Raw genomic sequence first — 24,996 nt, 5'->3', positions numbered from 1 at the left:
CAGTTAGGGTGTAGAATGCCAGCAGGTGCAAGAACAATAACAGTCCGAGAACAAGAACAGTTTCGGGCGAAGGAGGCGGGGATGTTTCTCCAGCAAAAACCGATTCCCGGTTACTGGTACAGCAATCTGGCCGGCCAGCTGATTCAGGTCCGTGCGATCGTGTTTTCATCGGGTCGGCATACACGCATCATCCTGGAAGATATCAGCGGCCGAAGGCAGTCGGTTGATATGGCCAGCTGGCGCGGCATGGACATGGTGCTGCATTCACCGGTGGTCGACCGCCAGCATGGCGGCGCCGCGCGCGATTTCTAGTTCCACGATATCCATGCAGGGGTGGCTGACCCCTACGCTCCGACGGCGCTATTGAGCAGTTGCTACTGTCCCCAACAGGTGTCCGCGTCCGGGGCGTCGCCAGTATACCCACGGGTGCCCGCCGAGTTGAGCGTCAGCTTCGTGCACAGCGCATCATTGACCTGCACGCCCTGGGGGGTCGCCTCGAACGAGTACGCGGTCGCTGTCGCTGAAACCGGTGCGGCAATCGCATAGAAACCGTCTTCGGAGTTAGCGGCCACACCTGCCTCGCAACCGACGTAGCTCGCATTATCCGAGCGGCAGGATTCCATGATCATTGCAGCACGATTGAGCGCGGCGATACCGTCGGCGCGGCGCGACTTGATCACCTGGTTGGTGTAGCTCGGATAGGCGATGGCCGTGAGGATGGCGAGGACCACCAACACGACCATCAGCTCGATCAACGTGAACCCCTGCTGTCGCTTCATTTCCCTGTCATCCCCGTCAGTCGGTCCAGGAGGTGCGTTTGAGTGGGTTCAGCAGGTCGATTTCATCGATCACCTGTGGTCCGACGACCAGGATCGGGTAGTCGGAATCGGTGAAGATCAGACGCGGCTCGGGCTGGATACCGCCCCGTGTCAGCGTCTTGTACCGGTCCGTTACCGTGAGGCTGTCAAGACTGCCTACGCCGTCGAGATTCTTGATCGGCCGGGCATCGTAGGCATTGATGATATACAGGCGCCCGACGCCCTGGCTGGGAGCGCAGGAATTCGCGACATTCGCATCCGGTTTGTAGGTCGTGAAATAGACCGTACCGTCCACGGTCAGCGAGTTCGCCAGGACCTTTTCTCCGGCATCCAGGTCGATGCGCCAGCCATGACTGGAAGACAGATCCGGCGTCAGGTCGCTCGTGACATCGAGCAGGTCGTCTTCGTCGAGCGGGCTGTTGTAGTTCGCCGGCGGCGTGTAGACGTCGGGGAAGAACAGCATGTGGAAACGGTCCTGGGTGGCCGTGTTCAAGGGATGGGCACGGTAGCCCGAACCGATAGCCACGGCATAGTAGGCCACGCCATTGATCTTGATCAGCGAGACGTCAGGCTTGACGTAGAAGCGGCGATGTTCGTCGCTGCCGTTGCCGGCCAGCTTGGCAACCACGCCGCCCGCTATGGTCGTGTTGCTGCCGCTGTTGTTGAAATCGAAGCGCCAGACCTGGCCACCCATGTCCACGGCGAACATGATGTCGGTAAAGCCGTCGGCATTGATATCGCCGGTCATGACCGGAGCCGGTATGCCGTATTTCATGTCGGCACTGGTCAGGTTCGCGCCCGAGCCGCTCTTGCCGGCCCACCAGAGCCTGGCACCGGTGTCCGCGTCGATCATGTAGATGGCATCGCCTTCGGAATCGATGCCGGTATTGTCATCCTGGTTGACATCATAGCCGCCGCCGAAGATCAGCACCTGGCGCTTGTTGCCGCTGCTCTTGATCGCGGCGAGTTCCATCTTCGACCAGGTCTGGGCGAGATGGGTAAAGTCACCCTGGCCGCCCTGGATTATCCATTTCAGTACAGGTGCAGAACGGTCGGTGACATCGAGCGCGTAGTAGTTGTTGCCGCCGCGGCGCATACCCATGTAAAGGTAGACAAATTCACCGCTTTCCGTGTTGCCGCTGCTGTCTTCCACGACCCCGTTGTTGTTGGCGTCGTTGATCCAGGCGGTCAGCGGACCATCCAGGCCGTAAGGGTGGCTATCAGCGCCGTTGTTGCTGTACATGATTTCGAAGTTCGGCAACAGCTCCTGCGGGATAAAGGAAAACTGTTCACTGCCATCCGTGGTGTCGATGGCATGCAGCAGGCCTTCGTTGGTCGCCAGGAATATCGTGATATCAGGATTGGTGTTCGTGCCACCGTAATTCACCGCGACCGGGTTGCTGTGGAGCGGGTCACCCATCTGCCGCCTGGCATCCGTGGTGTCGCCGTCTTCGTCAGAATCGAATACGTCGATACCCCGCGCCCACTGCATCAGCTCGGTGCGATGGGCATCCGACATGCCACTATCCCCCAGCATCGTCTTGGTAACCAGTGCGTTCGATTCGTTGAAAACATAATCGCTGGCACTGAGATCGATATCGGCTGGCGCGCTGGCACCCGTATAGGTATACATATTGCGCGTGAGCGTCAGCTCCGCGGCAGCACCGCCCTTGCTCACATTATCCCCATCCGGTGCGTCGGCGCCCGAGGTCCAGAAACTCGTGGTTCCCTTGGCGAAGAATCCGGTGGCGGGATCGACCGCGGGTAAGGCATTGGGGGAAGTGGAATCCACGATGCCGGTATCCGTCAGCTTGTAACGCTTCAGGTTGCCCGGCCATTGCGGGAATTTCTCCGGACGGAACAGGGCGAAATACAGCTCATCGCGGTGGGTGAGTCGGTTGAATGCATTGACCGGCACCGCCGGGGCCACGAAGGTGGTGTTGACAGAAAGGATGTCCGACAGGATCTGGTTAAAGGCCGTGGACAGTTCCTGGGCGCTGTCTGCCGTCTTGTACTTGCCACCGCCCTTGGTGGCTGTATCCTGCAGCAGCTGTTGATTGGTCGTGAAGCCGATGGTGTAGGTGGCCACGGTCTGGTCGTCGTCCATGGTCGCATCCGGTATCTGGTCCACGCCGTGCAGGTAGTGAGCCAGCTCGTCCAAGCAATCGTCGCCACTGTTGAAATTGCAGCTGCCCGCGAGGGTGGTCAGTCCAGGCAGGTTCTGGATATCCGTGTCGGCGTTGTTATCTGATGTCGGCTCACCGTCGGTCAGCAGCACGATGAAGTTCTGCTGGCATTGATATTCAATCGGACTCAGGTACGTGGAGTTGGTCGCGTCAGCCGGGTCGAGTACTCCGGCGACGTTGGTGCCCGGCGAGGTGCTGTTGCCGAACTTCACGCCTTCACCGCGGTAGTAACGCGCGGCTTCGTACAGGGTCTCTGCCAGCGGGGTATTGCCACCGTCTGTCAGGGCGTTGATCGTGGACTCGAAGGTCGCTCTCGAACTGCTGTCGATCGCCTGCATGGGCAGGAGGAAATATCCCCCCTGATTTGAATTGCCGCTCCGGTTGTCGAAGCGCATCAAAGCACCGTTGATGCCGGATACGCTATTGACCAGGTTCACGAGCACGTCCTGGACGATCTCCAGCTTTGTCATGGTCGTGGTGGTACCGGGTGAATAGTACCAATTCAGGTAATTGGCGGAATACAGGGTGTAGGAGTCGCCGGTCGTATTCCAGTTGAACGGCGGAGTCGCGGCGGCCGGGTTATAAGGTCCACCGTCATTCTCGTCGGCCGGGTAGGCATCGCTCGAGACACCGTTGCCATGTACGCCGTAGTCGGCCTCGCATTCCACGATGCTGCTGTGATCGTTGTTATTCAGCGAACTCCAGCGGTCCTCGCGGTTGGCCCTGATGCGGTAACGTGCCAGCCGGCCGATGTAGATGCCGGTACCGCCGGCGGACAAGGCGGTAGCTGAATCGTTGCAGACATTGGAAGTGGTATCGAAATAATTGTCCGTCGAGCATGATGGCGGGTTGCCGCTGTTATTCCAGTAAACCCGGCTGGAACTGCACGAGCCGCTGTAGGTCGTAGCGGGGTCATAGGTGCCGGTCGTGACGGTCAGTGAATCACCCATACTGCCAGAGGTGTCGAGGATGAAGAGGACGTTCGGCCTGATATTGGTCGAGAACGCCAGGTCGCCGAGATAGACCTCGGTATCGTCTGCCTTGAGCGGGAGTCCGGTCGCCTGTGCCAGTAGAAATGTCAGCAGCAATGCCCGAGACTTGGTGGTGAAGGTAAACATAACCGGTTCCCTCTTCATTAATTCTGCGGCTGATCCACGACCTGGAGCGAAATCTTTGCGGCGTGCGTGGTATTGAGGTCGAAGGTGACGGTCCCGCCTGGCCACTGTTTCTCGATCGCTTTAGTGGGACGAACGGGTTTGCCGTTGATCCTGATGACTGTCTTGCTGTCGATGTCCAGTCGCTGATACGGACAGCTATCACACTCGCGCGCCAGTACGTAACCGTTGCCGCCGTTCGTCATCTTGATACTGATATCGCTGGCTTCGATGGATTTCTGTAATGGAATCAGTTCCGCATACAGGCCCGGGCTGCATAGCAGTGCCGTGGCAAGGCTCAATAATTTTTGGAATTTCATGGTGATTCTCCTTGCGGCAATGCGGCGCACAGGCAATATCGAGTTTACTGTCCGGAATATGAAGAAATTGTGCTTCCCGTCACGGTTTTACGCTGTCACCTAGGGTGTGAGGTACGGCGCGATCTTGCTCGCGGTCTGGATGGGTGTCCGCGCATTGATGGATGCGATGGCGCCGTCTCCGGTAATGGTGAAGGGATAGGTCACGAACTGGCCAATTGAGTACCCGATCGGTACGGTGGGGGTGCCGACCGCGATGGTTGCGCTGCTGGTCACCGACTGGGCCGTGTAGCCGTGTGTCATGCTATAGCTGCGCGTGGGCCAGGTACCGCTGGTTGGTGTGTTGATCGCGTCGACAAAGGCGGAGTTGTCGGCGAGCGTGCCCTCGATGGCGGTTTCCGCGGCCTGGAATACCATCATGTGGTATTCGCTGTTGGTCGCCATGTTCTTCTCCATGACGACCGAACGTACACCGCTGACCCCGATGATTGCGATGACGACCAGCATGACCAGGCCGATGAACAGTGCGGCGCCAGTTTGGGATTTGCGTGCGGGCGGGTGCAGGCGCGCGGCGTTACGGGTTGCTCTGTTCATGATGACTACATCCTGTTCCTGATCACGACGGTCGTGCTGTAGGCGCGGCGCCGCAGGCGATCGCCGCCCGCAGCAGCGGCGGACTGGCCGATGAGTGAGAAGGTGGCGGTATCGTCGGTGGTCGCGATAGTGTCCTGGGAATTCACCACGATACCGATCCGGGCGCTGACGACGTTCGCCCAGTTGCTGACGTTACCGGCGGTCACGTATCGCGTCGCCGTCGGGTCGCCGTCCGCAACGGTATCCTCTCCGTACAGAATCTGCAGGTTGTCGATTCCGGCGACGACCGTGCTTGCGTTGGCGCCGATCGCGGTGTCATCCTCCGCGCGCGGCCAGCACATCAGGTTGCCGCCCTGCACGAAAAACTGGTTTTTGGCGTATTGCTGGCCATCCGCATACACGGGGGTGGCATTGCCGACACAGTCGGTCGTGCTGCGGTAATGTACGGTGAAGGTGTCGCTGGCGCTGCCGCCGCCGTCTGAGGTCAGGTCGGAGTCGAAGGTGTCGATGACCGCTTCCTGCGGGAAGCCGGATATCATGATCTCCCGTGCCAGCAGATCGAGCGTGGCGCGGCCGGTCGCCTGCATCAGCGACAGGCCACTGGCCATGCGATAGCCCTGCTTGCTGCTCAGGAACACGCTGAGTGTCCCGGCGATCAGCAGCAGGCCGATCACGATCGCGATCATCATCTCTACCAGTGTGAATCCTTGCTGTCGCGTCATGGCTGCCCGGTCCTAGGGGATCAGGGTTGTGGTTACGGTTTTTGGCTGCACGTTGCCGTCTTCGTCGAGACCGTTCCAGTTGACCGCGACGGTAAAGACGCCGGCGGCCGAGGTGACGGCGACACTACCGCCGGGCAACGAGGCCGTGACGTCGCAGGTCCAATTGAAGGCGTCTTCGTCGGCCATTTCGGCCGAGGTGCAGACGGCCGCCGCACCGGCGGTACCCTCGCTGCAGATCTTGGCCGGCGCGCCGGTGCAGTCGATGCTGCCATAGTTGATGCCGGCATAGTAATTGCTGGCGACGGACGGGCGGTTGGACCGCATGCGTTCGATCATGTCGTTGGCAAGAAAGGTTGCCTCGGTACGCAGGTGGGCATCGGTGCCGGCGCGTACTCCAAGCGCCTGTATCTTGGAATGTCCGAGCAGGCCGATCGACAGCACGATGATCGCGATCAGCACCTCGAGCAGGGAAAAGCCGCTTTGTCGTCTGGATATGTGCATGGCAGATCTCACGGGCAGCTCAGTGCTGATCCGTCGGCGTGTAATTCACTGGTCCTGATAATACCCGCGATGCTGACTATGACGGCGCGTGCCTTGTCTGCACCACGGTCATCGCAGTAAGTGATGTCGCCGCCGGTATTCGGACGACCAGTCGCCAGGAAGTTGAGACCGGTCGTGATGCCACTGGCGCGCAGGGTCGCGCCACTGCTGGTGCCGGTATGCGCGCGGAGAATGGTCTCCCCGCCGTCCACTACCGGGGGGCTGTCCCCGTCGGTGTTGAGGAACACGACCCAGCCGTTGTCGTAGATAACGCCGGAGCAGGATACCTGATCCGAACTGGGGCACAGGGCAACCACGGCGTTGCTCTTTACTGCCTCGCTGCGGGCCAGATTCAAGCCGCTGACCAGTTCGTTCAACTGCGTGATCCGGCGGTTGTCTTTTTGGAAGGACATGAAGCTCGGTACGGCGATGACCAGCAAGAGTGATCCGACGACCAGTGTGATCATCAGTTCGATGAGGGTGAGTCCTGCCTGATTGCGGTTACCGCTATGCAGCATAACTACTCCGTCCCTGCTCCAGTCCCCGGTCGGCGGCCGTTTCCAAGCCATATGCCGTGTAGCCCAATCAAATCAGCCTGTCGGCGAAATGTCAATGATAATTATAAATAAAACAATGACGTATGATAAAGCAGGACCGTCGCAGACTTTGCCCGGCGCCGCGTCCCGGCTGTATCGGCAGTGTTGTCCCTGCGCTTTAGCCGGCGCTGCCGTGCGGCTGCCGTGATTGGGCGGGTTGCCGATCTCTTGTGCTCACGAGCCGTGCCATAGCAGCCGTGCCGAGTGGCGCGTCAGCTGCCAGGTGGATCACGTACACAGCATCGTTCGTACGTTGGTGGGCAGTGCGCGATCGCGCTCGGCACGGTTCTGCGGAAATCGATAGTATTCAGCTGGTTGTCTGATTATGTCGGGACGCGGCGCGTGTCCGCACACTGTCGCATCGTCGTTGCGGAAGTGTCGTGCCAGTGGTTGTCATGAAATCGACGCCGTGAGACGGCAGATGCTGGCATCGGGCGGGCGAGATTCACTGGACGGTGCGGTCCAACGGTTGAACGGGCTATATAGCCACAGGTAGGGATGCGGATAGGGCGGCGGGGCAAGATTACAGTCGCAAGCGATGGCAGAGAGAGGATATTATTGAGTTTCATCGACTTTAGCCGTGCGCGATGCCTCCCGGGTGGATCCGGCACCAGTCGGAAGGCCTGTTGACCGCGTTGCTCACGGCACTTCGGGTCGGTAGTTCCCGTTCCTGACCGCTATGAACCATGTATCTCAAGCATTTTGATCTCAGCGAGCGGCCCTTCGCCATAACGCCCGATCCGCGCTTCCTCTACATGAGCGCCCGGCATCGCGAAGCGCTCGCGCACTTGTTGTACGGCCTCGGCGAAGGCGGCGGTTTCGTCCAGCTGACCGGCGAGGTGGGCACGGGTAAGACCACGATATGCCGGTGTCTGCTGGAACAGGTCCCCGATGATGTCGATATTGCCATGGTGCTGAATCCCAAGGTGACGGCCCTCGAACTGATCGCCACGGTCTGTGACGAACTCGGCATCGGTTATCCAGCGGACTGCGACAGCATCAAGCAGCTCGTCGACATCCTCAATCACTATCTGCTGGATGCCTTTGCGCGTGGGCGGCGTACGGTCCTGATCATCGATGAGGCACAGAACCTCTCAGCCGACGTGCTGGAGCAAGTACGGCTGCTGACCAATCTGGAGACAGCGACCCAGAAGCTGTTGCAGATCATCCTTATCGGGCAACCCGAGCTACGCAAGCTGCTGGCTCGCGAGGATATGCGGCAGCTGGCCCAGCGTGTCACGGCGCGCTATCACCTCGAACCCATCTCGCGCGCCGAGGCGGAAGCCTACATCCAGCACCGACTGCAGATCTGCGGTGTGTCCGGTGTCCTGTTTGACAAGCGCGCGGTCGACAGAATCCATGCTCTTTCAGGCGGAATTCCCCGTCTGATCAACGTCCTGTGTGACAGGTCATTGCTAGGCGCGTATGTGGAAGGTAAATCGCAAGTCGATGCCAGGATTGTGCGCAAGGCAGCGCGCGAGGTGCTGGCTGAGGAGACCGGGGCTGTGGCAGGTGGCCGCCGGTGGTTGCCTGCCCTGGCCGGCGCAGCCTTGCTGGCGGTACTTGCGGTCGCGCTCTGGCGCTACCTGCCCTGGCCTGATGCGGGTGATCCCGCGCTGACACCGGCTGCGGACCGGTGGAGATGACACCGGAAAGCATCGAACTGGCGTCCCAACTTGCGATTGCTAACCTGCAACCGGCTGAGAGGAATACAGCATCGCTAGCGACGGATACAAATGGCGCGGTAAGTGACTCGTCTGCGCCGGCGGCAACCCTGGCTACCCTGTTGGCAGCAGCGGACGGTACCTGGTACCGGGCAGCCTGGAAAGAGCTGTTCGCAGCCTGGGCTGTGGACCTGCCCGAGAACGTGAAGCCGGATTTCTGCGATTATGCGCTACAGTACGGTCTACTCTGTCTCGAGGAGCAGGGCAACTGGAACAGCCTGCGCAAGTTCAATCGTCCGGCAGTGTTGCGGCTGGTTGCTCCGGATGGCAGCCGGGTGCCGGTATACCTCCGGCATATGGAAGGTTCACGACTGGAACTGGTGTTGGGCGAGGCACTGTACCGAACCTCTATCACGCAGGTAGAGCCTTACTGGTATGGGGATTATTCCCTGCTCCTGCAGGCGACACCCGGAGGCAGGCTTTATCTCAGGATGGGTGATATGGGTCCGGATGTGAAATGGCTGCGGGAACAGCTGGAGCGTGTGCAGGGTGTCCAGATACCGGCCACCGATGTCAATGTGTTCGATTTTGCACTGCAGAAGCAGGTGCTTGATTTCCAGCGCAGTCGGGGACTTATCGCGGACGGCATCGTCGGCAAGAATACCCTGATCCAGCTCAATACCAGTGCGGGAAGAGAGGGTGTGCCGGTACTGATGGCGGCACACACGGATTAGCCATGTCATACATCCTCGAAGCACTCAAAAAGGCGGATCGCGAGCGCAATCTGGGCGAGGTGCCGGACCTGGATGCGGCGCACTGGGGGGAGCGGAACCACCGCCGTACCGGCTACTGGCCATGGCTTGCTGCTGCGCTGTTGCTGGCGAATGCCGGGCTGCTCGCGTATCTGTTCAGCCATGATACCGCCGAGGTTGCGGATGATTCCGCTCCGGTCAGCATGACACCGTCGGATCGCCCGCCGGTGGCGGCGATCCCGTCGGACACCGAACCACTGCAGCGTCTGGCCAGGCCGGAACGGGAACCGCCGCGCGAGATGCGGCCTCGGGTCAAGCCGCCCGCGCCGGCACCGGCTGCGCGTCCGCAGCCACAGGTCGCGACTCCGGCAACGGAGGTTGCGCCGGCCCCAAGCCCGCAGGTGGTCCAGGCACCAACACCGCTTTCCAGCGGCAGTGGTGGCGATGGCACTCTGCCCGAGTGGAGCGAACTTCCCCTCGAGTTCCGCGGCGGTTTCGCCCTGCCGCATATCGATGTTCATGTCTACGCGGATGAGCCTGCCCGGCGTTTCGTGTTGATCGACCTGGCGAAATACCGGGAAGGCGATACGCTGGCCAGCGGGGCCGTGCTGGAAAAGATCAATCCCGGCAGTATCGAGCTCTTCTTTCAGGGCCGGCGCTTCAGGGTCGACCGCTAGCTTTCGGTACCGATCGCCCGGCCGCTCTGCAGCTCATCCTGGGTCGCGCTACGGATTCCCTGGATCTCGACCTCGAACACCAGCGTCTGGCCAGCCAGGGGGTGATTGCCATCAAGAAACACCCTGCCATCCCTGACCGCGGTAACGGAGAACAGGATTTCTTTGTTGTCCTCATCATGGCCGAGGATCTTGCCGCCTGGCTCGATGGCCTCGCCGGGAGGGAAGGTATCTAGCGGGAGATCGCAAACCAGGTCGAGGTCGCGCTTGCCGAAGGCATCATCGGGGAGCAGGCGGGCACGTATCACGTCGCCTATGCCGCACGTTTCTAGGCGCTGTTCCAGCTTGCGGGGCAGTGTTCCGCTGCCGTGCAGGTAACTGATCGGCCGGGCGTCTGCCGTGCGGATTACGATGCCGTCCGCGTTGGTCAGAGAGTATTGGATGGTCACCACCATGCCAGTCTTAACAGTATGAATATTATCCACAAAAAATCCTTCTGCCGAGAGGCCCTCCTGTTCATTATAGGGGGGCTGCCCGGGAGATGGCGAACTTGCCTGTGACGCGGCTGTCGCAACGGGAGAGGGTGGATACAGGATCGCCGAGATGATGAAACTCGCCAAATACGCTATCGGACAATGCATCCATCACCGCCTGTTTGATTACCGCGGCGTAGTGGTGGATGTGGATCCCGAGTTCAACGGTCGGGAGGAATGGTATCAGGCTATGGCGCATTCCAGGCCGCCCAAGGATGAGCCATGGTACCGGGTCCTGGTGCACGATTCGGGGCGCGAAACCTACGTAGCCGAGCGTAATCTCCAGGTTGATGACAGTAATGAACCCATCAATCACCCCATGCTGGGAGAATTTTTCAAGCGGTTCGAGAGTGGGCAGTACCAGTCCGTCCGGCATATCAACTAGCGGGATATGCCGGAACAACGAAACGACCGGTCCAGGTGACGATGAGTCTATAATCAGCTGATGCTCAGTTCGATTCAGACATTGCTCAGGCGGCGCCTCGCGTCGAATAGGGACACTGATCAGGATGCGGAGCGGGCCCTGCGGATTGCCACTGCGGCGCTGCTACTGGAGGTGGCGGCAGCAGATGACGACGTCACCGAAGCGGAGCGGAGGCGGATCAAGCATATCGTTGAGGAGATCTACGCTGTGTCCCCGCAGGAGGCTCGCGGTATCTACCTGGAAGCGGAGCGGCAGACCGGCAGCGCAACCTCGCTGTATCCATTCACCCGGCTCATCACCAGCGAATGCAGTATGGAGGACCGGGTGGAGATAGTGCACCGTCTATGGGAACTGACGTTCCTCGACGGCAGAATTCATGAATACGAAGAACATCTCGTGCGCAAGGTGGCTGATCTTCTATATGTTCCGCACAGTCAGTTCATTCGCGGCAAGATCAGATTTCAGGATGACTGATGCCGGGGCGCCCGGAAAAGATGCGGGGCTGCGCTGCAGCCCCGTAATATCCTGTTTTTTATACCATTTCCTTCAAGTTTTTTAGCGGCAGGACCTTGACGACATTCCTTGCCGGCTTTGCCTTGAACATCATCTCTTCACCGGTGAACGGGTTGACGCCCTTGCGTGCCTTGGTGGCCGGCTTGCGCACTACCTTGACCTTCATCAGGCCAGGTACGGTGTAGATGCCCGGGCCGCGCTTGAGGTCGCGTTTCATGAGGACTGCGAGGTTATCAAATACGGCGCCCACGTCCTTCTTGGTGAGGCCGGTCTTGTCAGCAATATAGTTAAGCGTTTCAGACTTGGTCGTTGGCTTTGCAGCAGCCTTGGTAGCTGTCTTTTTCTTGGCCGTCGCTTTCTTTTTTGCCATTCGATGTAGCTCCTCGTTGGATGATGGAAGTAACAGCACGCGTAAGATAGCACAATAACTGAAATGTTAAAGACTTTTGTCACATAAAATGCCTTTTTTTGCAGTACTTGGTGGCGTGTACACGCACGGCGCCCCGTGATTTCCAGTGTGCGGGCCTCATCCATGTTTACAGGTCAAGACTTCGGGTCGGTTCGGCGCTCGATTTCGCCGGCCTGCAAGTCTCTTTCGGCAACACCCGGTCGGGCGGTTGCATGGCGGTTAGCGATCTGTGATCTGGTATTGCCGCGGCCTGGCGTCGCCTCCCGCGATGGATTCGCGTTGGCTCGATAGTGTGCAACAAGGTGGCACGAGTCACCTCATCCTCCCGATTGCTGTGTGTGCCTGAAAGCCTCGCTACGGCTGGAAAGGTCCGCATTCTGTGATGGCCTTCAAGCTTTTCGCATCGGAGTCTCGCCAGGATGATGGTGCTGTGCAAACTCACACCTGCGGTGTGCCGGGAACAGCCGCAATACCGGGAGAATTCCTTAATAACAGTCCTCGGTCGCCGATACGGTGAATGCAATATCTTGCCGTGGAGAACCCTCTCCGTCGGGTGACACTGAACCGAACGTTGCTTACTACGGGTGAATATGCGCGCTGCCGAGAAAATCATTGAGAACAAGAAACGACTGCATGATCTGGTGCCGTTGAATGCGCTCACTGAGGAGCGGTTCGCAGAATTATCAGAGAAGATCGTCATCGAGACCGTAAAGGCCGGACAGTACCTGTTCCGCAAGGGTGACAGGGACAATCAGACGTTCTACCTGCTGGAAGGTAGTGTCAGTCTGGTGGACGGGGCACGCAAGGTGGTGACAGAGATTCATGCCGGCACCGAGCAAAGTCTGAATCCGATATCCAATCTGCAGCCGCGCCAATTTTCTGCGCGCACCGTGAGTCGGTCGGTTGTTGCCAGGATCGACACCGGTTTGCTGGATGTCTTTCTCTCCTGGGATCCGTCGAGCATGACGGAGGTGGTAGAGATAGGTTCTGTCGAAAGCAATGACTGGATGACGCGGATGCTGCAGCAGTCCAAGGCTTTCGTTAAGTTGCCGCCCTCGCTGTTGCAGTTACTCCTGATGAAATTTAAACAAATCGAGGTTTGCAAAGACGACGTCATTATTGCGCAGGGCAGTGAGGGTGAGCACTTCTATACCATCCATGAGGGGCGTTGTGTGGTAACGCGCCGCAGGGAACCCGGTGCGCCGGAAGAGAAGCTTGCTGAATTGGCAAACGGTGATTCCTTCGGCGAGGAAGCGCTGGTATCCGCATGTACGCGTAACGCATCGGTCACGATGCTTACCGACGGCATACTCATGTGTCTGGCCAAGCAGGATTTTGTCGATCTGCTGAAAACCCAGTTGGTGAAATACGTAAACTACGACGAGGCAGTGCGACTGGTCAATCAGGGTGCGGTTTGGCTAGATGTGCGTACGCCGGAGGAATACGCACGCAGTGCATTCGAGGATAGCGTGAACATCCCGCTGCCTTTGCTGCGCGGCGAAATGCCGGAACTGGTTTATAACGCCAAGTACGTGATTTGCTGCGACTCCGGCAGCCGCAGCGATTCGGCCGCATTCGTGCTCAGTCATCGCGGCTTCGACGTGTGCGTACTCAGTGGTGGTATGACTGGACAACAGGCGATGCAGGGTGACCTGGCGGTTGCAGACGGGCGGGAATCGGAAGAGTTGTCGCACGAGTCGTACGCCGGCGCCGCAGCTGCCGTCCTCCAGGCCGAGGTCGAGCGGGAGCGTGAGCTAAGGCGACGGGTGGAGCAACAACTGGACCTGGCGCGTGAGGAACTGGCGGAATCCGGTGGCAAACTGGCGGATCTGTACAGCCGCATTTCCATGCTGGAGGAAGGCAAGCGGCAGTCCGAGCTGCACCTGGTTTCGCTGCGCGAGAAGCATGCGCAACAGATGCAGTCCATTTCGGAAGAACTCGAACAGGAGAAGATGCAGTCGCACAGGCTAAGCAAGACGGTCGGCAGGCTGCGAGATGAGTGTGAGTCACTGCGTAAGGAACTGTGCAACGAGCAGGAGCAATCCGAGGTCCAGTTCCTGCAGATGCGCAGCCAACTCGATGAAGCCCTGGCGCGGGTTACGGCATTCGAATCGGCAGATGTGCGTGCCGGTGCTGCAATGCCTGACCTGCTGGATGCCGGGGCATCACCCGCAGCTACGGATCGACTGCAGATCATGCTGGCTCGCGAGGCATCAGAAAACAGACGGTTACGTGAAATATTGCTGTCCGTTGCAAACGAGAAGCAGGGTGTCGATATGCAAATGCAGGCCGTGACTCAAAGTCTCGAAGCCATGCATGACTCGATGTCCAGGATGGCTGAAAACCTGTCGCATGCAGGACCGGGGGATGGCGGTGGCCTCGAATAGTGAATTGCAGGCAGGTGCAGGATCGCTAGACGATTCCGACCCCGACACGGGGGAGGCGGGGCTGTCCTCGCACGAGCAGGTAGAACAGCTGCAGTCGCTGCTCTCGATTCAAGCCGACCAACTTGAATCCCTTGAGGCAGAGAGAAATTCACTGCTTACCATATCCTCGTCCCTGCAGGACGAAGTAGCCCAGTTGCGTCATGCATTGACGGCGGCAGTCACGGCAAACGATAGCGCCGTCGAGGACATCGTGATCGAGTCGCCGGCTGCGACTGCCGTAGACGAAGACGCCGATTCCACCAGCAGCCGGCATGAACCGGGCGGGGATGGCGAGCATCAAGTGGTGGTCGAGACGCTGCGTCAACAACTCCGGGACCGTGATGCGGATGCCGAGCAGCGGGTTGCGGCCATGCAGGATTTGCTGGAACAGGGGCAGGAGCGACTCGCGGTTATCCAGGCTGAATCACAGGCGCGGGAAACCCAGCTGGAAGGCCTGCGCATCGAAAGCAGCAAGAAAGATCTTGATCTTGAGGTGCTGCGCGAGGAGCTCGAAGTGTCTCGCCAGCAGATTGCGGGCCTAAAGCAGCTCGTCGAGCAGGGCGAGGAGCGCATTAGAGGGATCGAGGGTGACTACCAGGACACGACCAGGAAGTCGCATGAAGATCTCAAGCGCAAGAATGATATAGAAAAGGAAATGCAGGGTCAGATTGACCGGTTGCGGAAGCAACTGGAACAGACCTCGCGTGACTATCAGAAATCTCGTGCCAGAGCCCAGGGAGACCTGGATAACCTGCGCGATGAACTGCATGCTGAACGTCAGGCGCGGGCGGAAGAGCGTGCGCAGATGGCAGCACGCCAGCGCGAGCTCAAGGAGCAGCTCGCTGCGGTGGCGACCGAGCACGAGGTCAATTTCGGCAAACAGTCCGACGTCATCGAAGAGGCCGTGTCAGCAGTGCGTACTGAGGAGCGCGGCCGACTGCAGGGTGTGCTTGAGGCGCATGCGGCTACCGAGGAACAGCTTGGCCGGGTCCAGCAGGAATTACAGCAGGCGCATGCCGAGATGGTCGTGTTCAGGCATCAGGAGAGAGAGCGCCATCAGGCTGATATAAAACTGCTGGAAGAGCAGTATCGTCAGGCGGAAACCGCAATCAAGCAACTCGAGTCGCAATTGCGCGGCCTGACCAGGGAGAGGGACAATGCGCTGGAAGAACAGAGTGTACTGCATGAAAAGATCAACACGCTGCGCGGAGAGCTGGAAGTCACTCGCAGTTTGATGAATGTCGCCGCGCCCGGTCAGGTGGAGGATGCGGTGCAGCTGCGCAGGCAGCTAGAAGAGGCACGCAGGAATGTAGAAATAGCGGTTCGCTTGCGGGCGGAGGCGGAGGCGGCGCGCGACAGACTGCTTGGTGAGCGTGATGTACTGCTGGCTCAGCTCGAGAGCGGTTCGGCGATGCAAGCTCCGCTGCATATTCCGGCGCTTGACGAAGTGGCTGCGCCGCCGGATCGAGTGATTGCCTTACCTCGGGAGGTGCGGCCGGCGAGCGGTCCTGCCGGCTACGACGCGCCAGCGACTGAACGGGTGTTCGAGCCGGGCAGTGGCCGTGGTCAAAGACGATTTTCAGGTTGGCTAGGTGGTCTGATTGGGGCGGTTGTCGCCGTGATGATTGTGGTCGCGGGTTGGTGGCTGCTGGGTAGCCAGCAGGCGGGCCGGGATACGACAGCCTCGAGCACGCACGCACAGCAGCCGGCGACACCGCATCCTGATCAGGCTGCCGCCGTAGGCGGTGCAGGCGCAGTGCGGCCGGGGGTGACACCGCCGGTGCAGGTCACGCCTCAGCCTGTCGTCGCGCCGGATACACGGCAGCAGTCGATGTCACCGCAGTCCGTCTCTGATGCCGGGCTGAAATCCGGGCGGCAAGCCGTGACAGCCGGACCGTCGCCGGATCGCGCTGCAACGGCTGCTAGCCCAGCGGATCGGAACGCAGTCCCGTCCTCTATTGAGCACGCAGACACCCAGATGCGCGCTCGTCCCGCTCGGCAGGCCGTGCTGCGGGATTTCAGCGATGCGCTCAAGAACGGGGGGGCGGGGCCGGAAATGGTGGAGCTGGCGGTGGCCGGTTATTTCATGGGTAGTTATGGAAACTCGCTGAATTTCGAGGAAGGACCGCGGCACTTGGTGAAGTTGCCCGGTTTCGCCATCGGCAAGTACGAGGTCACGTTCGCAGAGTATGACAGATTTGCCAGGGCTACAGGGCGGCGGCTGCCTTTCGACGAGACCTGGGGGCGGGACGAGCGGCCGGTCGTGAATGTGTCCTGGAGTGACGCCCGGGATTATGCCGACTGGCTGACTGATCAGACCGGTCATGTCTATCGTCTGCCCACTGAGGCCGAGTGGGAATATGCTGCGCGCGGCGGAAGTTACTGGCTGTACTGGTGGATGGCGGCGGAAGATGCCGAGGCTACCGACGGTGTTTGGGCGAATTGCCATAACTGCGGCAGCCAGTGGGACGGTGCAAGCACCGCGCCGGTCGGGCAGTTCCCGGCCAATGCCTACGGGCTGCATGATTTGGCAGGTAATGTGCAGGAATGGGTAGAGGACTGTTACCACGAAAGCTACGATGGTGCGCCGCAGGACGGATCTGCCTGGCTGAGTCCGCACTGCAGTCAGCGTGTAGTGCGTGGCGGGGGCTACACCAGCCCGCTGGATACCCTGCGTAGTGCGAAGCGGGGACAACTGGACCAGGACACCAGGCTGGACAACCTCGGCTTCCGGGTGGTCCGGGAGAACTGAGTCAGCAGCAAACTGCGCCGCTGTTATTGACAATGGCGCAGGCAGTCGTAGTCTGCGATCATGCAGGATACAGGTGACCGGATATTCCTTTGCCGAATTGACGCTATCGACGTGCCGGGCAGTCGCGGTATGTCTGTTTCCTGCGCTGGCCGGTTGCACGATGTCTTCCTGGTGCGTTCGGTCGCCGGGGTGTTCGGATACCTCAACAGTTGCCCCCATACCGGGGCGCCTCTCGACTGGATGCCGGACCAGTTTCTGAGCCCGGACCGCGATCTCATCCAGTGTTCAATGCATGCGGCGTTGTTCAATCTGCATGACGGCCAGTGCATCGCCGGCCCATGCGTCGGGCAGGCATTGCTGCTGCTGCCGCTATATATGGATGGGGAATCGGTCTTTATCCAGCAGCGTGAATTTTGTGCCCGGTTGCAACTGGCCGGACGCGCATGAACGTCACTGCGCTGTTCCCGCTGTGGGCGCTGCTCGGTACGATGGCGGCACTGCTCCAGCCGCACTGGTTCGCGCAATTGAAGCCGGCGATAGCGCCGCTGCTCGGACTGGTCATGTTCGGCATGGGGATAACCCTGTCCGGTCATCGTTTTGTGACAGTAATGCAGCGCCCACCAGTTGTAGTACTCGGGGTTCTACTGCAATTCCTGCTGATGCCGTTGACTGGCTGGGTGCTCGCGCTGAGTCTGGGCATGCCGCCCCAGTTGCTGGTTGGTGTCGTGCTGGTCGGGTGTAGCCCCGGAGGCACGGCTTCGAATGTCATATGCTATCTCGCCAATGGCGACGTGGCACTCTCGATTACCCTGACCGTGCTGACCACGCTGCTGGCCGTACTGGCGACGCCGTTGCTGACCTTGTTGTATGCCGGCCAGCGCGTTCCTGTTCCGGTATTCGAAATGCTGTTGAGTATCCTGCAGATAATCATCGTTCCTGTGGTGCTGGGCGTACTCTGCAACCATGTGCTGCGGCGTCAGCTCGCCCTGCTGAAACACCTGTTTCGAACGGTGTCCGTCCTCGCGATCGTGCTAATCATCGCGATAATCATTGCGCTCAATCACGCTCAACTGGCGCAGCTGAACGGCGGCGTAGTCGCCGCCGTGGTATTGCATAACGCTGTTGGGCTGCTGGGAGGTTACTGGTTGCCGCGCTGGCTGGGGCGCGATGAGCGTGAATGCCGGACGCTCGCCATCGAGGTGGGAATGCAGAATTCGGGTCTGGCTGTGGCGCTGGCCGTCAAGTATTTCTCGGCTGCGGCTGCGCTGCCAGGGGCACTGTTCAGCGTCTGGCACAATCTCAGTGGCTCACTATTGGCCGCATGGTGGGGTCGGCGAAGCCCGTGACAGGCAGGTTCAAAGATCCTTCAACAGCCGCTGCAACAGTACCATATAGGCGTCACAGGGGTTTTCTTCTTCCGGACAGCGCGGGCTCTCGATGGGCTGCAGGCTGGCAGAGCTTGCAGTTTCGTGCCGGTAATCCCGGTTGGCCGCGGCAGCCTCTTGCTCGGAAATGACCTTGCCGCTGATAAGGTCGTAAATGATCGCCATGCTGTTCCTCCTGTTACTGCAGGTAACAGGGGTATCGGCACGGGCAGGTTACAGTTGAGGGAGTAGGCGGGGGTTAGTGTCAGTCGAGTTCGTCGAAGGGGTTCATGTGTTCGGTGGGGCCTGTGAGTTCCAGGTCTACACCGTAGTCGTCGCGCTCCAGATCGTACGATCCGGACCAGTCTTCGGGAGGTTCGATGCTGATCAATTCCATCTCTTCCCAGGTGTCAAAATCGATTTCCTCGACCGCGCCGTCATAGTGCTGGATCTCCAGTGTTGCTTCGTCCTCGTCCAGGGCGACGATCTCGAATTTGTCGCCGTTGATGGCCTGGTACCAGTCGCCGATACGTGGTTCAAAGCTCATCGCGGTACCTCGTAGCTTTATCTCGGTTGTGCGGGTTATTTTAGATTGGATCAAGGCTCGAAATGCGCAGTCGTTTTTTTCTTTATAAGACTTGCCAGCCGGAATGGCAAGTGCAACAGGCTGGAATGGCGGGTGACGGAAAATCTGCAGTTTCAGCGCGTAGCAGAGCTACCCGTTTGCGCTCTTGCGCGGGTAGCGGTCCTGCTGCCGCATGCCGCCAGGACGCAATGTGGCGTGGCTGCCTCAGTATGGACCGTGGACGCCGCTTCCCCGGGATAGCGTCATGCTGCGCCTGCGGCCGGCCATGCGGCTTGCGGCCACTATAATATTATTTAAAATCAAACAATTGTTTTGTTGTGGTCGCGCCGGGACAGGCATGTTGCGTGCCGCAGCGGTTTTTGCGCGTCCCGTTGCGGCTGCACGGGTGCTGAAAATACGCGGTTGATGGGGTAAAGTGCGCGTTCGCTTTACAGGCAACCCCGTGGTTTCGGGCGCAAAATTCGTGAGGATTACAGCATGGCCGATTACAAGATTGCTCCATCCATCCTGTCAGCTGACTTCGCCCGCCTGGGCGAGGAAGTGACCAATGTGCTCGATGCCGGTGCCGATATCGTGCATTTTGATGTCATGGATAACCACTACGTGCCCAACCTTACCATTGGTCCGCTGGTATGCGAGGCGTTGCGCAAGCATGGTGTCACCGCGGATATCGACGTCCATCTAATGGTCAAGCCGGTTGACAGGATCATTCCCGATTTTGCCAAGGCTGGCGCCACTTATATCACCTTTCATCCCGAGGCAAGCGAACACGTCGACCGGTCGCTGTCTCTGATACGTGACAGCGGTTGCAAGTCGGGTCTGGTATTCAACCCGGCGACCCCGCTGGATTACCTCAAGTACGTCATCGACAAGGTGGATATGATTCTGCTGATGTCAGTCAACCCTGGTTTCGGCGGACAGAGCTTTATCCCGGCGGCGCTCGATAAGCTGCGCGAGGCGCGGCGGATTATCGACGAGAGCGGATGTGACATCCGGCTGGAAATCGACGGTGGCGTGAAGGTTGACAATATCGGTGCGATTGCCGCAGCTGGCGCAGATACGTTCGTCGCTGGATCCGCTATCTTCGGTGCGGCGGACTACAAGGCAACCATCGACGCGATGCGTGCGGAGATTGCAAAAGCAGTCGCCTAGTTCGGAATCCGGATGCGCAAACCCAAGATGATCCTGATTGACGTGGACGGGACGCTGGTCGACAGCGTGCCGGATCTCGCGTTCTGCGTGGATGCCATGATGGGCCGGCTGGGCCGTCCTGCCTGGGGAGAGGCGAGGGTGCGCGACTGGGTTGGAAACGGGGTCGAACGTCTGGTGCGGCGGGCGCTGGTCGGGCAACTCGACGGGGAGCCGGATGAAGCCGAATTCCAGAGTGCCTATCCCATGTTTCTCGAGCTCTATGCGGAAAACACCTCGAAGCGTTCCCGGCTCTACCCGGGAGTGCGGGAAGGCATCGACCTGCTCAAGTCTGCAGGCTACAAGCTGGGCTGCGTTACCAATAAGGCGGCACAGTTCACGGAGCCGCTGTTGAAGGATCTGGGTGTCTTTGGCGATTTTGCTATCGTCATCAGCGGTGACACCCTGACGAAGAAAAAGCCCGATCCGGAGCCACTCTTGCACGCCGCGACATATTTCGGATGCCGGCCGCGGGATGCATTGATGATCGGTGATTCTGTCAGCGATGTTGCCGCTGCACGGGCGGCCGGATTCCAGGTCGTGTGCATGAGCTATGGCTACAACCACGGTGTGGATATCCGGGAAGCCGGCCCGGATGCGGTGATCGATTCACTGACGGAGATCTGCCCGTTGCTCGAGGCGGCAGCCTGATTGGGTATGCATTTCACTGGAGAGATATTTTCGATGCAGTATGGCCCCGGCGGGCGCTGGCGTGCGTCTGCCTGCTGCGGGAACCATATGCAATCGGAAAATCTCAAAGGTGAGTGTGATGACGCCTGATCAATTCAAGGCCCTGGTCGACCAGGGATACAACCGGATACCAGTTACGCGCGAGGTGCTTGCCGACCTCGATACGCCGCTCAGTACCTTCGTCAAGCTGGCGTGTGGACCGTATTCCTATCTTTTCGAGTCTGTGCACGGCGGCGAGAAATGGGGGCGCTATTCAATAATCGGGCTGCCATGCTCCACGGTGCTGCGCGTGGCCGGCCACGACATCACTGTCCTGAAGGATGGCGTGGTGACCGAGACGGCAACCGCGACGGATCCCCTGGCGTGGTTGGCAGCTTTCCGTGCACGATACCGAGTCCCGGAATTGCCGGGTCTGCCGCGTTTCACAGGTGGGCTCGTAGGCTACTTCGGTTATGACACGGTGCGCTATATAGAGCCGCGCCTGGCGGTCTGCAGCAATCCGGATACGATCGGCTGTCCGGATATCCTGCTGATGGTTTCAGACGAACTGCTGGTGTTCGACAATCTGGCCGGCACCTTGCAGCTGATCGTGCATGTGGATCCGGCTCAGCCGCAGGCGCTGGCAGCGGGGCAGGCGCGCCTGGACGCGCTTGTTGCTCGTCTGCATGAGGCAGCCCCGGCTTACAGCCCGGGGGCGGCCGCCGCTGCCAGTGTCAGTGAAAGCGATTTCGTCTCAGGTTTCACCCGCGATGGTTTCGAGTCCGCAGTTCGACGGATCAAGGAGTACATCGTCGATGGTGATGCCATGCAGGTGGTGTTGTCTCAGCGTATGTCGATTCCGTTCAGTGCGGCGCCGCTCGATCTTTACCGCGCACTGCGCAGGCTTAACCCCTCGCCTTACATGTACTACCTGGATCTGGGTGATTTCCATATCGTGGGTTCTTCGCCGGAGATACTCGTGCACGTCGAGGCAGGCCAGGTAACCGTGCGGCCGATCGCGGGTACCCGTCCGCGCGGTGATGATGCGGCTGAGGATCTAACGCTGGAGCGGGATTTGCTGGAAGACCCCAAGGAGCTTGCGGAGCACCTCATGCTTATCGATCTGGGGCGGAATGACGTCGGGCGTGTCAGTGCCGTCGGCAGCGTGAGAGTGACGGAACGGATGGTGATCGAGCGCTATTCACATGTCATGCATATTGTTTCCAACGTCGTCGGGCAGCTGCGGGAGGGTCTGGACACCATGGATGTGCTGCGTGCCACTTTTCCGGCCGGCACGGTCAGCGGTGCCCCGAAGATCCGCGCCATGGAAATCATCGACGAGCTGGAACCGGTCAAGCGCGGCGTGTATGCCGGGGCTGTCGGTTACCTGTCCTGGTCCGGCAATATGGACACGGCCATCGCCATAAGAACGGCCATTATCAAAGCCGGCACCCTGCATATCCAGGCCGGTGCCGGTATCGTCGCCGACTCGGTGCCGGCGAACGAATGGGAAGAGACCATGAACAAGGGGCGCGCGATCTTCCGGGCGGTGGCGCTGGCCTCGGGTGGCCTGACAGGATCCCAATAGCCGGAGCCGCCCTTGTGCCGTGCCAGGCCGGGGCGGCGGCCGTGTTGCTCCGGTACTGCCACAGCAGGGATAATGTGTCTATGCTCCTCATGATCGACAATTATGATTCCTTCACCTATAACCTGGTGCAGTACCTGGGTGAACTGGGTGCGGACGTCGTCGTGCATCGAAATGACCAGATCTCGATCAAGCAGATCGAGACGCTTGCGCCGGAACGGATCGTGATCTCGCCCGGACCGTGCACGCCGAACGAAGCCGGGATATCCATCGATACGATCAAAACCTTTGCCGGGCGGATACCGATTCTGGGGGTATGCCTCGGGCACCAGAGTATCGGGCAGGCATTCGGTGGCCGGATAGTGCATGCCCGCTCCATCATGCATGGCAAGACGTCCATGATTCACCATAGCGATGTCGGTGTTTTCCATGGCTTGCCACAGCCGTTCGAGGCAACGCGTTACCACTCCCTGGTCATAGAAAAGGCTTCTTTACCGGATTGCCTGGAAATTACCGCCTGGACTGAGGACCCGAAGGTGGGTATGGACGAGATCATGGGCGTGCGCCACAAGACCATGGCTGTTGAGGGTGTGCAGTTCCATCCGGAATCGATACTCACAGGATGCGGTCATGAACTGTTGCGTAACTTCCTGACCATGTAAGCGACGAAACTGACCGACGGACCAGTACGATGGACCTGCCACAAGCGATTACCGCCGTGATAGAGCACCGCGATCTCAGCAGCCAGGAGATGGAGGAGGTCATGCGCCTGATCATGACTGGCCAGGCCACGCCGGCACAGATCGGCGGCTTCCTGGTGGGCCTGCGCATGAAGGGCGAGACCGTCACCGAGATTGCTGCTGCGGCCAGGGTCATGCGCGAACTGGCGACCCATGTGCATGTCGGCGGGCCGCATCTGGTCGACACCTGCGGTACCGGCGGCGATGGCGCCAGCACATTCAACATCTCAACGGCCAGCGCCATCGTGACGGCTGCCGCGGGCGGGCGCGTGGCCAAGCACGGTAACCGATCAGTATCAAGCAGCTCCGGTAGCGCGGACGTACTGGAAGCGGCCGGTGTCAAGCTCGATCTCGGTCCGGAGCAGGTGGCGGCGTGTATCGACAGGGTCGGGGTGGGATTTCTGTTCGCGCCGCAGCACCATGGCGCCATGAAGCACGCGATCGGACCACGTCGCGAGATGCGTGTGCGCACCCTGTTCAACCTGCTGGGCCCGCTGACCAATCCGGCCGGCGCTCCGAACCAGGTCCTGGGCGTTTTCAGCCCGTTGTGGGTCGAGCCGCTTGCTCGCGTCCTCAAGCAGCTGGGCAGCGAGCATGTGCTGGTCGTGCATGCGGAGGATGGGCTGGACGAGATCAGCATCGCCGGGCCGACGCGGATCGCGGAACTCAAGGATGACGAGATCACCGTTTATTCTGTGTCGCCGGCAGATTTCGGCATGCAGTGTGCAGATCTGTCGGAGCTTGCGGTGAGCGATGCCCGGGAAAGCCTGGCCATGATCAGACGTGTATTCGCGGGCGAGCTGGGGTCGGCGCGCGATATCGTGCTGTTGAATGCCGGTGCCGCGATCTACGCGGCAGGACTTGCCGACACGCTTGGGGATGGTGTCAGGCTGGCGGGAGAAACCATCGACAGCGGCAAGGCGCAGCAAACCTTCGAAGCCCTGGTGCAGGTATCGAACGCGGTCTGAACATGCGCGATACCCCGGATATCCTCAAGCGCATTCTTGCCCGCAAGGTCGAGGAGGTCGATGCCCGCAATCGCAGCGTCAGCCTGCAGGAGCTTGGCGCGCGGGTCGCCGATGCCGATCCCCCGCGCGGGTTCGTAAACGCCCTGCAGGCGAAGATCGCCGCTGGCCGGCCCGCGGTCATCGCCGAGATCAAGAAGGCGTCCCCCAGTCGCGGCATCCTGCGCGAGGATTTCGATCCGACCGCAATCGCCGGCAGCTACGCGCGCGCGGGCGCAGCCTGCCTGTCCGTGTTGACCGACATCGATTTCTTCAGGGGCGATGACAGCTACCTGCAGCAGGCGCGGGCGTCCTGCGCCCTGCCGGTACTGCGCAAGGATTTCGTGATTGACCCCTACCAGGTGTATGAGGCGCGCGTGCTGGGTGCAGATTGCATCCTGCTGATCGTTGCTGCATTGAATGATGCCATGCTCAAGGAGCTGTACCAGTTGGCGGTGAACCTTGGTATGGACGCCCTGATCGAGGTGCACGACGAGGAAGAGCTGGAACGGGGGCTTGCCATTCCCGCACCGATGATCGGCATCAACAATCGCGACCTGCGTTCATTCGAAACAAGCCTGGACGTCACGCTCGGGTTCCTGGACAGGATCACGGATAACCGGATCGTGGTAACCGAAAGCGGCATCCACACGCCGGCCCATGTCGCGCTGATGCGTTCGAGGGGGGTGCATGCCTTCCTGGTCGGAGAGGCCTTCATGAAGGCGGCGGATCCGGGTGCGAAACTGGCCGAGCTGTTCGGTTCGTGAGACCGGGGCCGGTCTCTTA

Annotated in this window: 27 protein-coding genes; 16 read left to right on the top strand and 11 right to left on the bottom strand. The window is 59.9% G+C overall.

Features of this window, described 5'->3' with window-relative positions; genetic code table 11:
- The first annotated feature begins 81 nt into the window (after positions 1 to 81).
- Complete coding sequence (locus tag R3F42_08385) at positions 82 to 312, top strand: hypothetical protein (GenBank protein ID MEZ5542046.1); 231 nt, start codon at positions 82 to 84, stop codon at positions 310 to 312.
- A gap of 62 nt (positions 313 to 374) precedes the next feature.
- On the opposite strand, the gene R3F42_08380 is transcribed toward R3F42_08385, so the two are convergent.
- From R3F42_08380 to R3F42_08350, 7 genes are all read right to left on the bottom strand, one after another.
- A complete protein-coding gene (locus R3F42_08380; protein ID MEZ5542045.1) occupies positions 375 to 779 on the bottom strand; it encodes a type IV pilin protein in 405 nt (134 codons plus the stop codon).
- A 16-nt stretch (positions 780 to 795) separates the two neighbouring features.
- Positions 796 to 4,122, bottom strand: coding sequence for a PilC/PilY family type IV pilus protein (locus R3F42_08375; protein ID MEZ5542044.1), 3,327 nt, complete (start codon positions 4,120 to 4,122; stop codon positions 796 to 798).
- Positions 4,123 to 4,139: 17 nt separating this feature from the next.
- Positions 4,140 to 4,478, bottom strand: a complete 339-nt coding sequence (locus R3F42_08370) for a hypothetical protein (protein ID MEZ5542043.1) — start codon at positions 4,476 to 4,478, stop codon at positions 4,140 to 4,142.
- 99 nt (positions 4,479 to 4,577) lie between these two features.
- Positions 4,578 to 5,069, bottom strand: coding sequence for a PilX N-terminal domain-containing pilus assembly protein (locus R3F42_08365; protein MEZ5542042.1), 492 nt, complete (start codon positions 5,067 to 5,069; stop codon positions 4,578 to 4,580).
- 5 nt (positions 5,070 to 5,074) lie between these two features.
- On the bottom strand, positions 5,075 to 5,791 hold the full coding sequence (locus R3F42_08360) for a PilW family protein (GenBank protein ID MEZ5542041.1): 717 nt from the start codon (positions 5,789 to 5,791) through the stop codon (positions 5,075 to 5,077).
- Positions 5,792 to 5,803: 12 nt separating this feature from the next.
- Positions 5,804 to 6,292, bottom strand: a complete 489-nt coding sequence (gene pilV / locus R3F42_08355; protein ID MEZ5542040.1) for a type IV pilus modification protein PilV — start codon at positions 6,290 to 6,292, stop codon at positions 5,804 to 5,806.
- 8 nt (positions 6,293 to 6,300) lie between these two features.
- Complete coding sequence (locus tag R3F42_08350; GenBank protein MEZ5542039.1) at positions 6,301 to 6,849, bottom strand: GspH/FimT family pseudopilin; 549 nt, start codon at positions 6,847 to 6,849, stop codon at positions 6,301 to 6,303.
- Positions 6,850 to 7,613: 764 nt separating this feature from the next.
- On the opposite strand from R3F42_08350, the gene R3F42_08345 reads away from it, so the two are divergent.
- From R3F42_08345 to R3F42_08335, 3 genes are all read left to right on the top strand, one after another.
- Positions 7,614 to 8,573: an AAA family ATPase gene (locus R3F42_08345; GenBank protein MEZ5542038.1), complete on the top strand. Its 960-nt coding sequence runs from the start codon at positions 7,614 to 7,616 to the stop codon at positions 8,571 to 8,573.
- Positions 8,574 to 8,713: 140 nt separating this feature from the next.
- The gene (locus R3F42_08340) at positions 8,714 to 9,325 is read left to right on the top strand and encodes a peptidoglycan-binding domain-containing protein (protein MEZ5542037.1); all 612 of its coding nucleotides are present in this window, start codon (positions 8,714 to 8,716) and stop codon (positions 9,323 to 9,325) included.
- Between the two features lie 2 nt (positions 9,326 to 9,327).
- A complete protein-coding gene (locus tag R3F42_08335) occupies positions 9,328 to 10,020 on the top strand; it encodes a general secretion pathway protein GspB (protein MEZ5542036.1) in 693 nt (230 codons plus the stop codon).
- Here the strand turns inward: R3F42_08335 and R3F42_08330 are convergent.
- On the bottom strand, positions 10,017 to 10,502 hold the full coding sequence (locus R3F42_08330; protein MEZ5542035.1) for an FKBP-type peptidyl-prolyl cis-trans isomerase: 486 nt from the start codon (positions 10,500 to 10,502) through the stop codon (positions 10,017 to 10,019). The two genes, R3F42_08335 and R3F42_08330, sit on opposite strands and share 4 nt — an antisense overlap.
- Positions 10,503 to 10,623: 121 nt before the next feature.
- Here R3F42_08330 and hspQ point away from each other — a divergent pair, with 121 nt between their 5' ends.
- Positions 10,624 to 10,935, top strand: coding sequence for a heat shock protein HspQ (hspQ, locus tag R3F42_08325; GenBank protein MEZ5542034.1), 312 nt, complete (start codon positions 10,624 to 10,626; stop codon positions 10,933 to 10,935).
- 60 nt (positions 10,936 to 10,995) lie between these two features.
- Complete coding sequence (locus tag R3F42_08320; protein ID MEZ5542033.1) at positions 10,996 to 11,448, top strand: TerB family tellurite resistance protein; 453 nt, start codon at positions 10,996 to 10,998, stop codon at positions 11,446 to 11,448.
- A gap of 58 nt (positions 11,449 to 11,506) precedes the next feature.
- On the opposite strand, the gene R3F42_08315 is transcribed toward R3F42_08320, so the two are convergent.
- On the bottom strand, positions 11,507 to 11,857 hold the full coding sequence (locus tag R3F42_08315) for an HU family DNA-binding protein (protein ID MEZ5542032.1): 351 nt from the start codon (positions 11,855 to 11,857) through the stop codon (positions 11,507 to 11,509).
- A gap of 629 nt (positions 11,858 to 12,486) precedes the next feature.
- On the opposite strand from R3F42_08315, the gene R3F42_08310 reads away from it, so the two are divergent.
- The 4 genes from R3F42_08310 to R3F42_08295 all read left to right on the top strand — a co-directional run bounded on the left by R3F42_08310 (position 12,487) and on the right by R3F42_08295 (position 18,420).
- Positions 12,487 to 14,283 (top strand): cyclic nucleotide-binding domain-containing protein, encoded by a 1,797-nt coding sequence (locus tag R3F42_08310; protein ID MEZ5542031.1) that lies wholly within the window; start codon positions 12,487 to 12,489, stop codon positions 14,281 to 14,283.
- On the top strand, positions 14,264 to 17,074 hold the full coding sequence (locus tag R3F42_08305) for an SUMF1/EgtB/PvdO family nonheme iron enzyme (GenBank protein ID MEZ5542030.1): 2,811 nt from the start codon (positions 14,264 to 14,266) through the stop codon (positions 17,072 to 17,074). The genes R3F42_08310 and R3F42_08305 overlap by 20 nt, the downstream gene beginning before the upstream one ends.
- A gap of 129 nt (positions 17,075 to 17,203) precedes the next feature.
- A complete protein-coding gene (locus R3F42_08300; GenBank protein MEZ5542029.1) occupies positions 17,204 to 17,521 on the top strand; it encodes a Rieske 2Fe-2S domain-containing protein in 318 nt (105 codons plus the stop codon).
- On the top strand, positions 17,518 to 18,420 hold the full coding sequence (locus R3F42_08295) for a bile acid:sodium symporter family protein (protein ID MEZ5542028.1): 903 nt from the start codon (positions 17,518 to 17,520) through the stop codon (positions 18,418 to 18,420). The genes R3F42_08300 and R3F42_08295 overlap by 4 nt, the downstream gene beginning before the upstream one ends.
- Positions 18,421 to 18,429: 9 nt before the next feature.
- Here R3F42_08295 and R3F42_08290 read toward each other — a convergent pair whose 3' ends face one another.
- On the bottom strand, positions 18,430 to 18,624 hold the full coding sequence (locus R3F42_08290; protein MEZ5542027.1) for a hypothetical protein: 195 nt from the start codon (positions 18,622 to 18,624) through the stop codon (positions 18,430 to 18,432).
- A gap of 79 nt (positions 18,625 to 18,703) precedes the next feature.
- Positions 18,704 to 18,985, bottom strand: coding sequence for a DUF6763 family protein (locus tag R3F42_08285; GenBank protein ID MEZ5542026.1), 282 nt, complete (start codon positions 18,983 to 18,985; stop codon positions 18,704 to 18,706).
- A 516-nt stretch (positions 18,986 to 19,501) separates the two neighbouring features.
- Between R3F42_08285 and rpe the strand changes: the two genes are divergently transcribed.
- The 6 genes from rpe to trpC all read left to right on the top strand — a co-directional run bounded on the left by rpe (position 19,502) and on the right by trpC (position 24,977).
- Complete coding sequence (rpe, locus tag R3F42_08280; GenBank protein ID MEZ5542025.1) at positions 19,502 to 20,176, top strand: ribulose-phosphate 3-epimerase; 675 nt, start codon at positions 19,502 to 19,504, stop codon at positions 20,174 to 20,176.
- Positions 20,177 to 20,188: 12 nt separating this feature from the next.
- The gene (locus R3F42_08275) at positions 20,189 to 20,863 is read left to right on the top strand and encodes a phosphoglycolate phosphatase (GenBank protein ID MEZ5542024.1); all 675 of its coding nucleotides are present in this window, start codon (positions 20,189 to 20,191) and stop codon (positions 20,861 to 20,863) included.
- A 118-nt stretch (positions 20,864 to 20,981) separates the two neighbouring features.
- On the top strand, positions 20,982 to 22,469 hold the full coding sequence (gene trpE / locus R3F42_08270) for an anthranilate synthase component I (GenBank protein MEZ5542023.1): 1,488 nt from the start codon (positions 20,982 to 20,984) through the stop codon (positions 22,467 to 22,469).
- 80 nt (positions 22,470 to 22,549) lie between these two features.
- Entirely contained in the window at positions 22,550 to 23,128 is a 579-nt protein-coding gene (locus R3F42_08265; GenBank protein MEZ5542022.1) for an aminodeoxychorismate/anthranilate synthase component II, read from the top strand.
- Positions 23,129 to 23,157: 29 nt separating this feature from the next.
- Entirely contained in the window at positions 23,158 to 24,174 is a 1,017-nt protein-coding gene (gene trpD, locus R3F42_08260) for an anthranilate phosphoribosyltransferase (protein ID MEZ5542021.1), read from the top strand.
- Positions 24,175 to 24,176: 2 nt separating this feature from the next.
- Entirely contained in the window at positions 24,177 to 24,977 is an 801-nt protein-coding gene (gene trpC / locus R3F42_08255; protein MEZ5542020.1) for an indole-3-glycerol phosphate synthase TrpC, read from the top strand.
- Positions 24,978 to 24,996 lie beyond the last annotated feature (19 nt).

Source organism: Pseudomonadota bacterium, from assembly GCA_041395565.1.
GTDB lineage: Bacteria > Pseudomonadota > Gammaproteobacteria > UBA9214 > UBA9214 > UBA9214.
The sequence above is the reverse complement of the archived record's forward strand: the minus strand, read 5'-3'. Positions and strand labels throughout refer to the sequence as shown.

What these genes read in the sequence shown, in the direction of transcription:
- R3F42_08385 (MEZ5542046.1), top strand. Translation starts at nt 82, where the DNA reads ATGTTTCTCCAGCAAAAACCGATTCCCGGTTACTGGTACAGCAATCTG.
- R3F42_08380 (MEZ5542045.1), bottom strand. Translation starts at nt 779, where the DNA reads ATGAAGCGACAGCAGGGGTTCACGTTGATCGAGCTGATGGTCGTGTTG.
- R3F42_08375 (MEZ5542044.1), bottom strand. Translation starts at nt 4,122, where the DNA reads ATGTTTACCTTCACCACCAAGTCTCGGGCATTGCTGCTGACATTTCTA.
- R3F42_08370 (MEZ5542043.1), bottom strand. Translation starts at nt 4,478, where the DNA reads ATGAAATTCCAAAAATTATTGAGCCTTGCCACGGCACTGCTATGCAGC.
- R3F42_08365 (MEZ5542042.1), bottom strand. Translation starts at nt 5,069, where the DNA reads ATGAACAGAGCAACCCGTAACGCCGCGCGCCTGCACCCGCCCGCACGC.
- R3F42_08360 (MEZ5542041.1), bottom strand. Translation starts at nt 5,791, where the DNA reads ATGACGCGACAGCAAGGATTCACACTGGTAGAGATGATGATCGCGATC.
- pilV (MEZ5542040.1), bottom strand. Translation starts at nt 6,292, where the DNA reads ATGCACATATCCAGACGACAAAGCGGCTTTTCCCTGCTCGAGGTGCTG.
- R3F42_08350 (MEZ5542039.1), bottom strand. Translation starts at nt 6,849, where the DNA reads ATGCTGCATAGCGGTAACCGCAATCAGGCAGGACTCACCCTCATCGAA.
- R3F42_08345 (MEZ5542038.1), top strand. Translation starts at nt 7,614, where the DNA reads ATGTATCTCAAGCATTTTGATCTCAGCGAGCGGCCCTTCGCCATAACG.
- R3F42_08335 (MEZ5542036.1), top strand. Translation starts at nt 9,328, where the DNA reads ATGTCATACATCCTCGAAGCACTCAAAAAGGCGGATCGCGAGCGCAAT.
- hspQ (MEZ5542034.1), top strand. Translation starts at nt 10,624, where the DNA reads ATGAAACTCGCCAAATACGCTATCGGACAATGCATCCATCACCGCCTG.
- R3F42_08320 (MEZ5542033.1), top strand. Translation starts at nt 10,996, where the DNA reads ATGCTCAGTTCGATTCAGACATTGCTCAGGCGGCGCCTCGCGTCGAAT.
- R3F42_08315 (MEZ5542032.1), bottom strand. Translation starts at nt 11,857, where the DNA reads ATGGCAAAAAAGAAAGCGACGGCCAAGAAAAAGACAGCTACCAAGGCT.
- R3F42_08310 (MEZ5542031.1), top strand. Translation starts at nt 12,487, where the DNA reads ATGCGCGCTGCCGAGAAAATCATTGAGAACAAGAAACGACTGCATGAT.
- R3F42_08305 (MEZ5542030.1), top strand. Translation starts at nt 14,264, where the DNA reads ATGGCGGTGGCCTCGAATAGTGAATTGCAGGCAGGTGCAGGATCGCTA.
- R3F42_08300 (MEZ5542029.1), top strand. Translation starts at nt 17,204, where the DNA reads ATGTCTGTTTCCTGCGCTGGCCGGTTGCACGATGTCTTCCTGGTGCGT.
- R3F42_08295 (MEZ5542028.1), top strand. Translation starts at nt 17,518, where the DNA reads ATGAACGTCACTGCGCTGTTCCCGCTGTGGGCGCTGCTCGGTACGATG.
- R3F42_08290 (MEZ5542027.1), bottom strand. Translation starts at nt 18,624, where the DNA reads ATGGCGATCATTTACGACCTTATCAGCGGCAAGGTCATTTCCGAGCAA.
- R3F42_08285 (MEZ5542026.1), bottom strand. Translation starts at nt 18,985, where the DNA reads ATGAGCTTTGAACCACGTATCGGCGACTGGTACCAGGCCATCAACGGC.
- rpe (MEZ5542025.1), top strand. Translation starts at nt 19,502, where the DNA reads ATGGCCGATTACAAGATTGCTCCATCCATCCTGTCAGCTGACTTCGCC.
- R3F42_08275 (MEZ5542024.1), top strand. Translation starts at nt 20,189, where the DNA reads ATGCGCAAACCCAAGATGATCCTGATTGACGTGGACGGGACGCTGGTC.
- trpE (MEZ5542023.1), top strand. Translation starts at nt 20,982, where the DNA reads ATGACGCCTGATCAATTCAAGGCCCTGGTCGACCAGGGATACAACCGG.
- R3F42_08265 (MEZ5542022.1), top strand. Translation starts at nt 22,550, where the DNA reads ATGCTCCTCATGATCGACAATTATGATTCCTTCACCTATAACCTGGTG.
- trpD (MEZ5542021.1), top strand. Translation starts at nt 23,158, where the DNA reads ATGGACCTGCCACAAGCGATTACCGCCGTGATAGAGCACCGCGATCTC.
- trpC (MEZ5542020.1), top strand. Translation starts at nt 24,177, where the DNA reads ATGCGCGATACCCCGGATATCCTCAAGCGCATTCTTGCCCGCAAGGTC.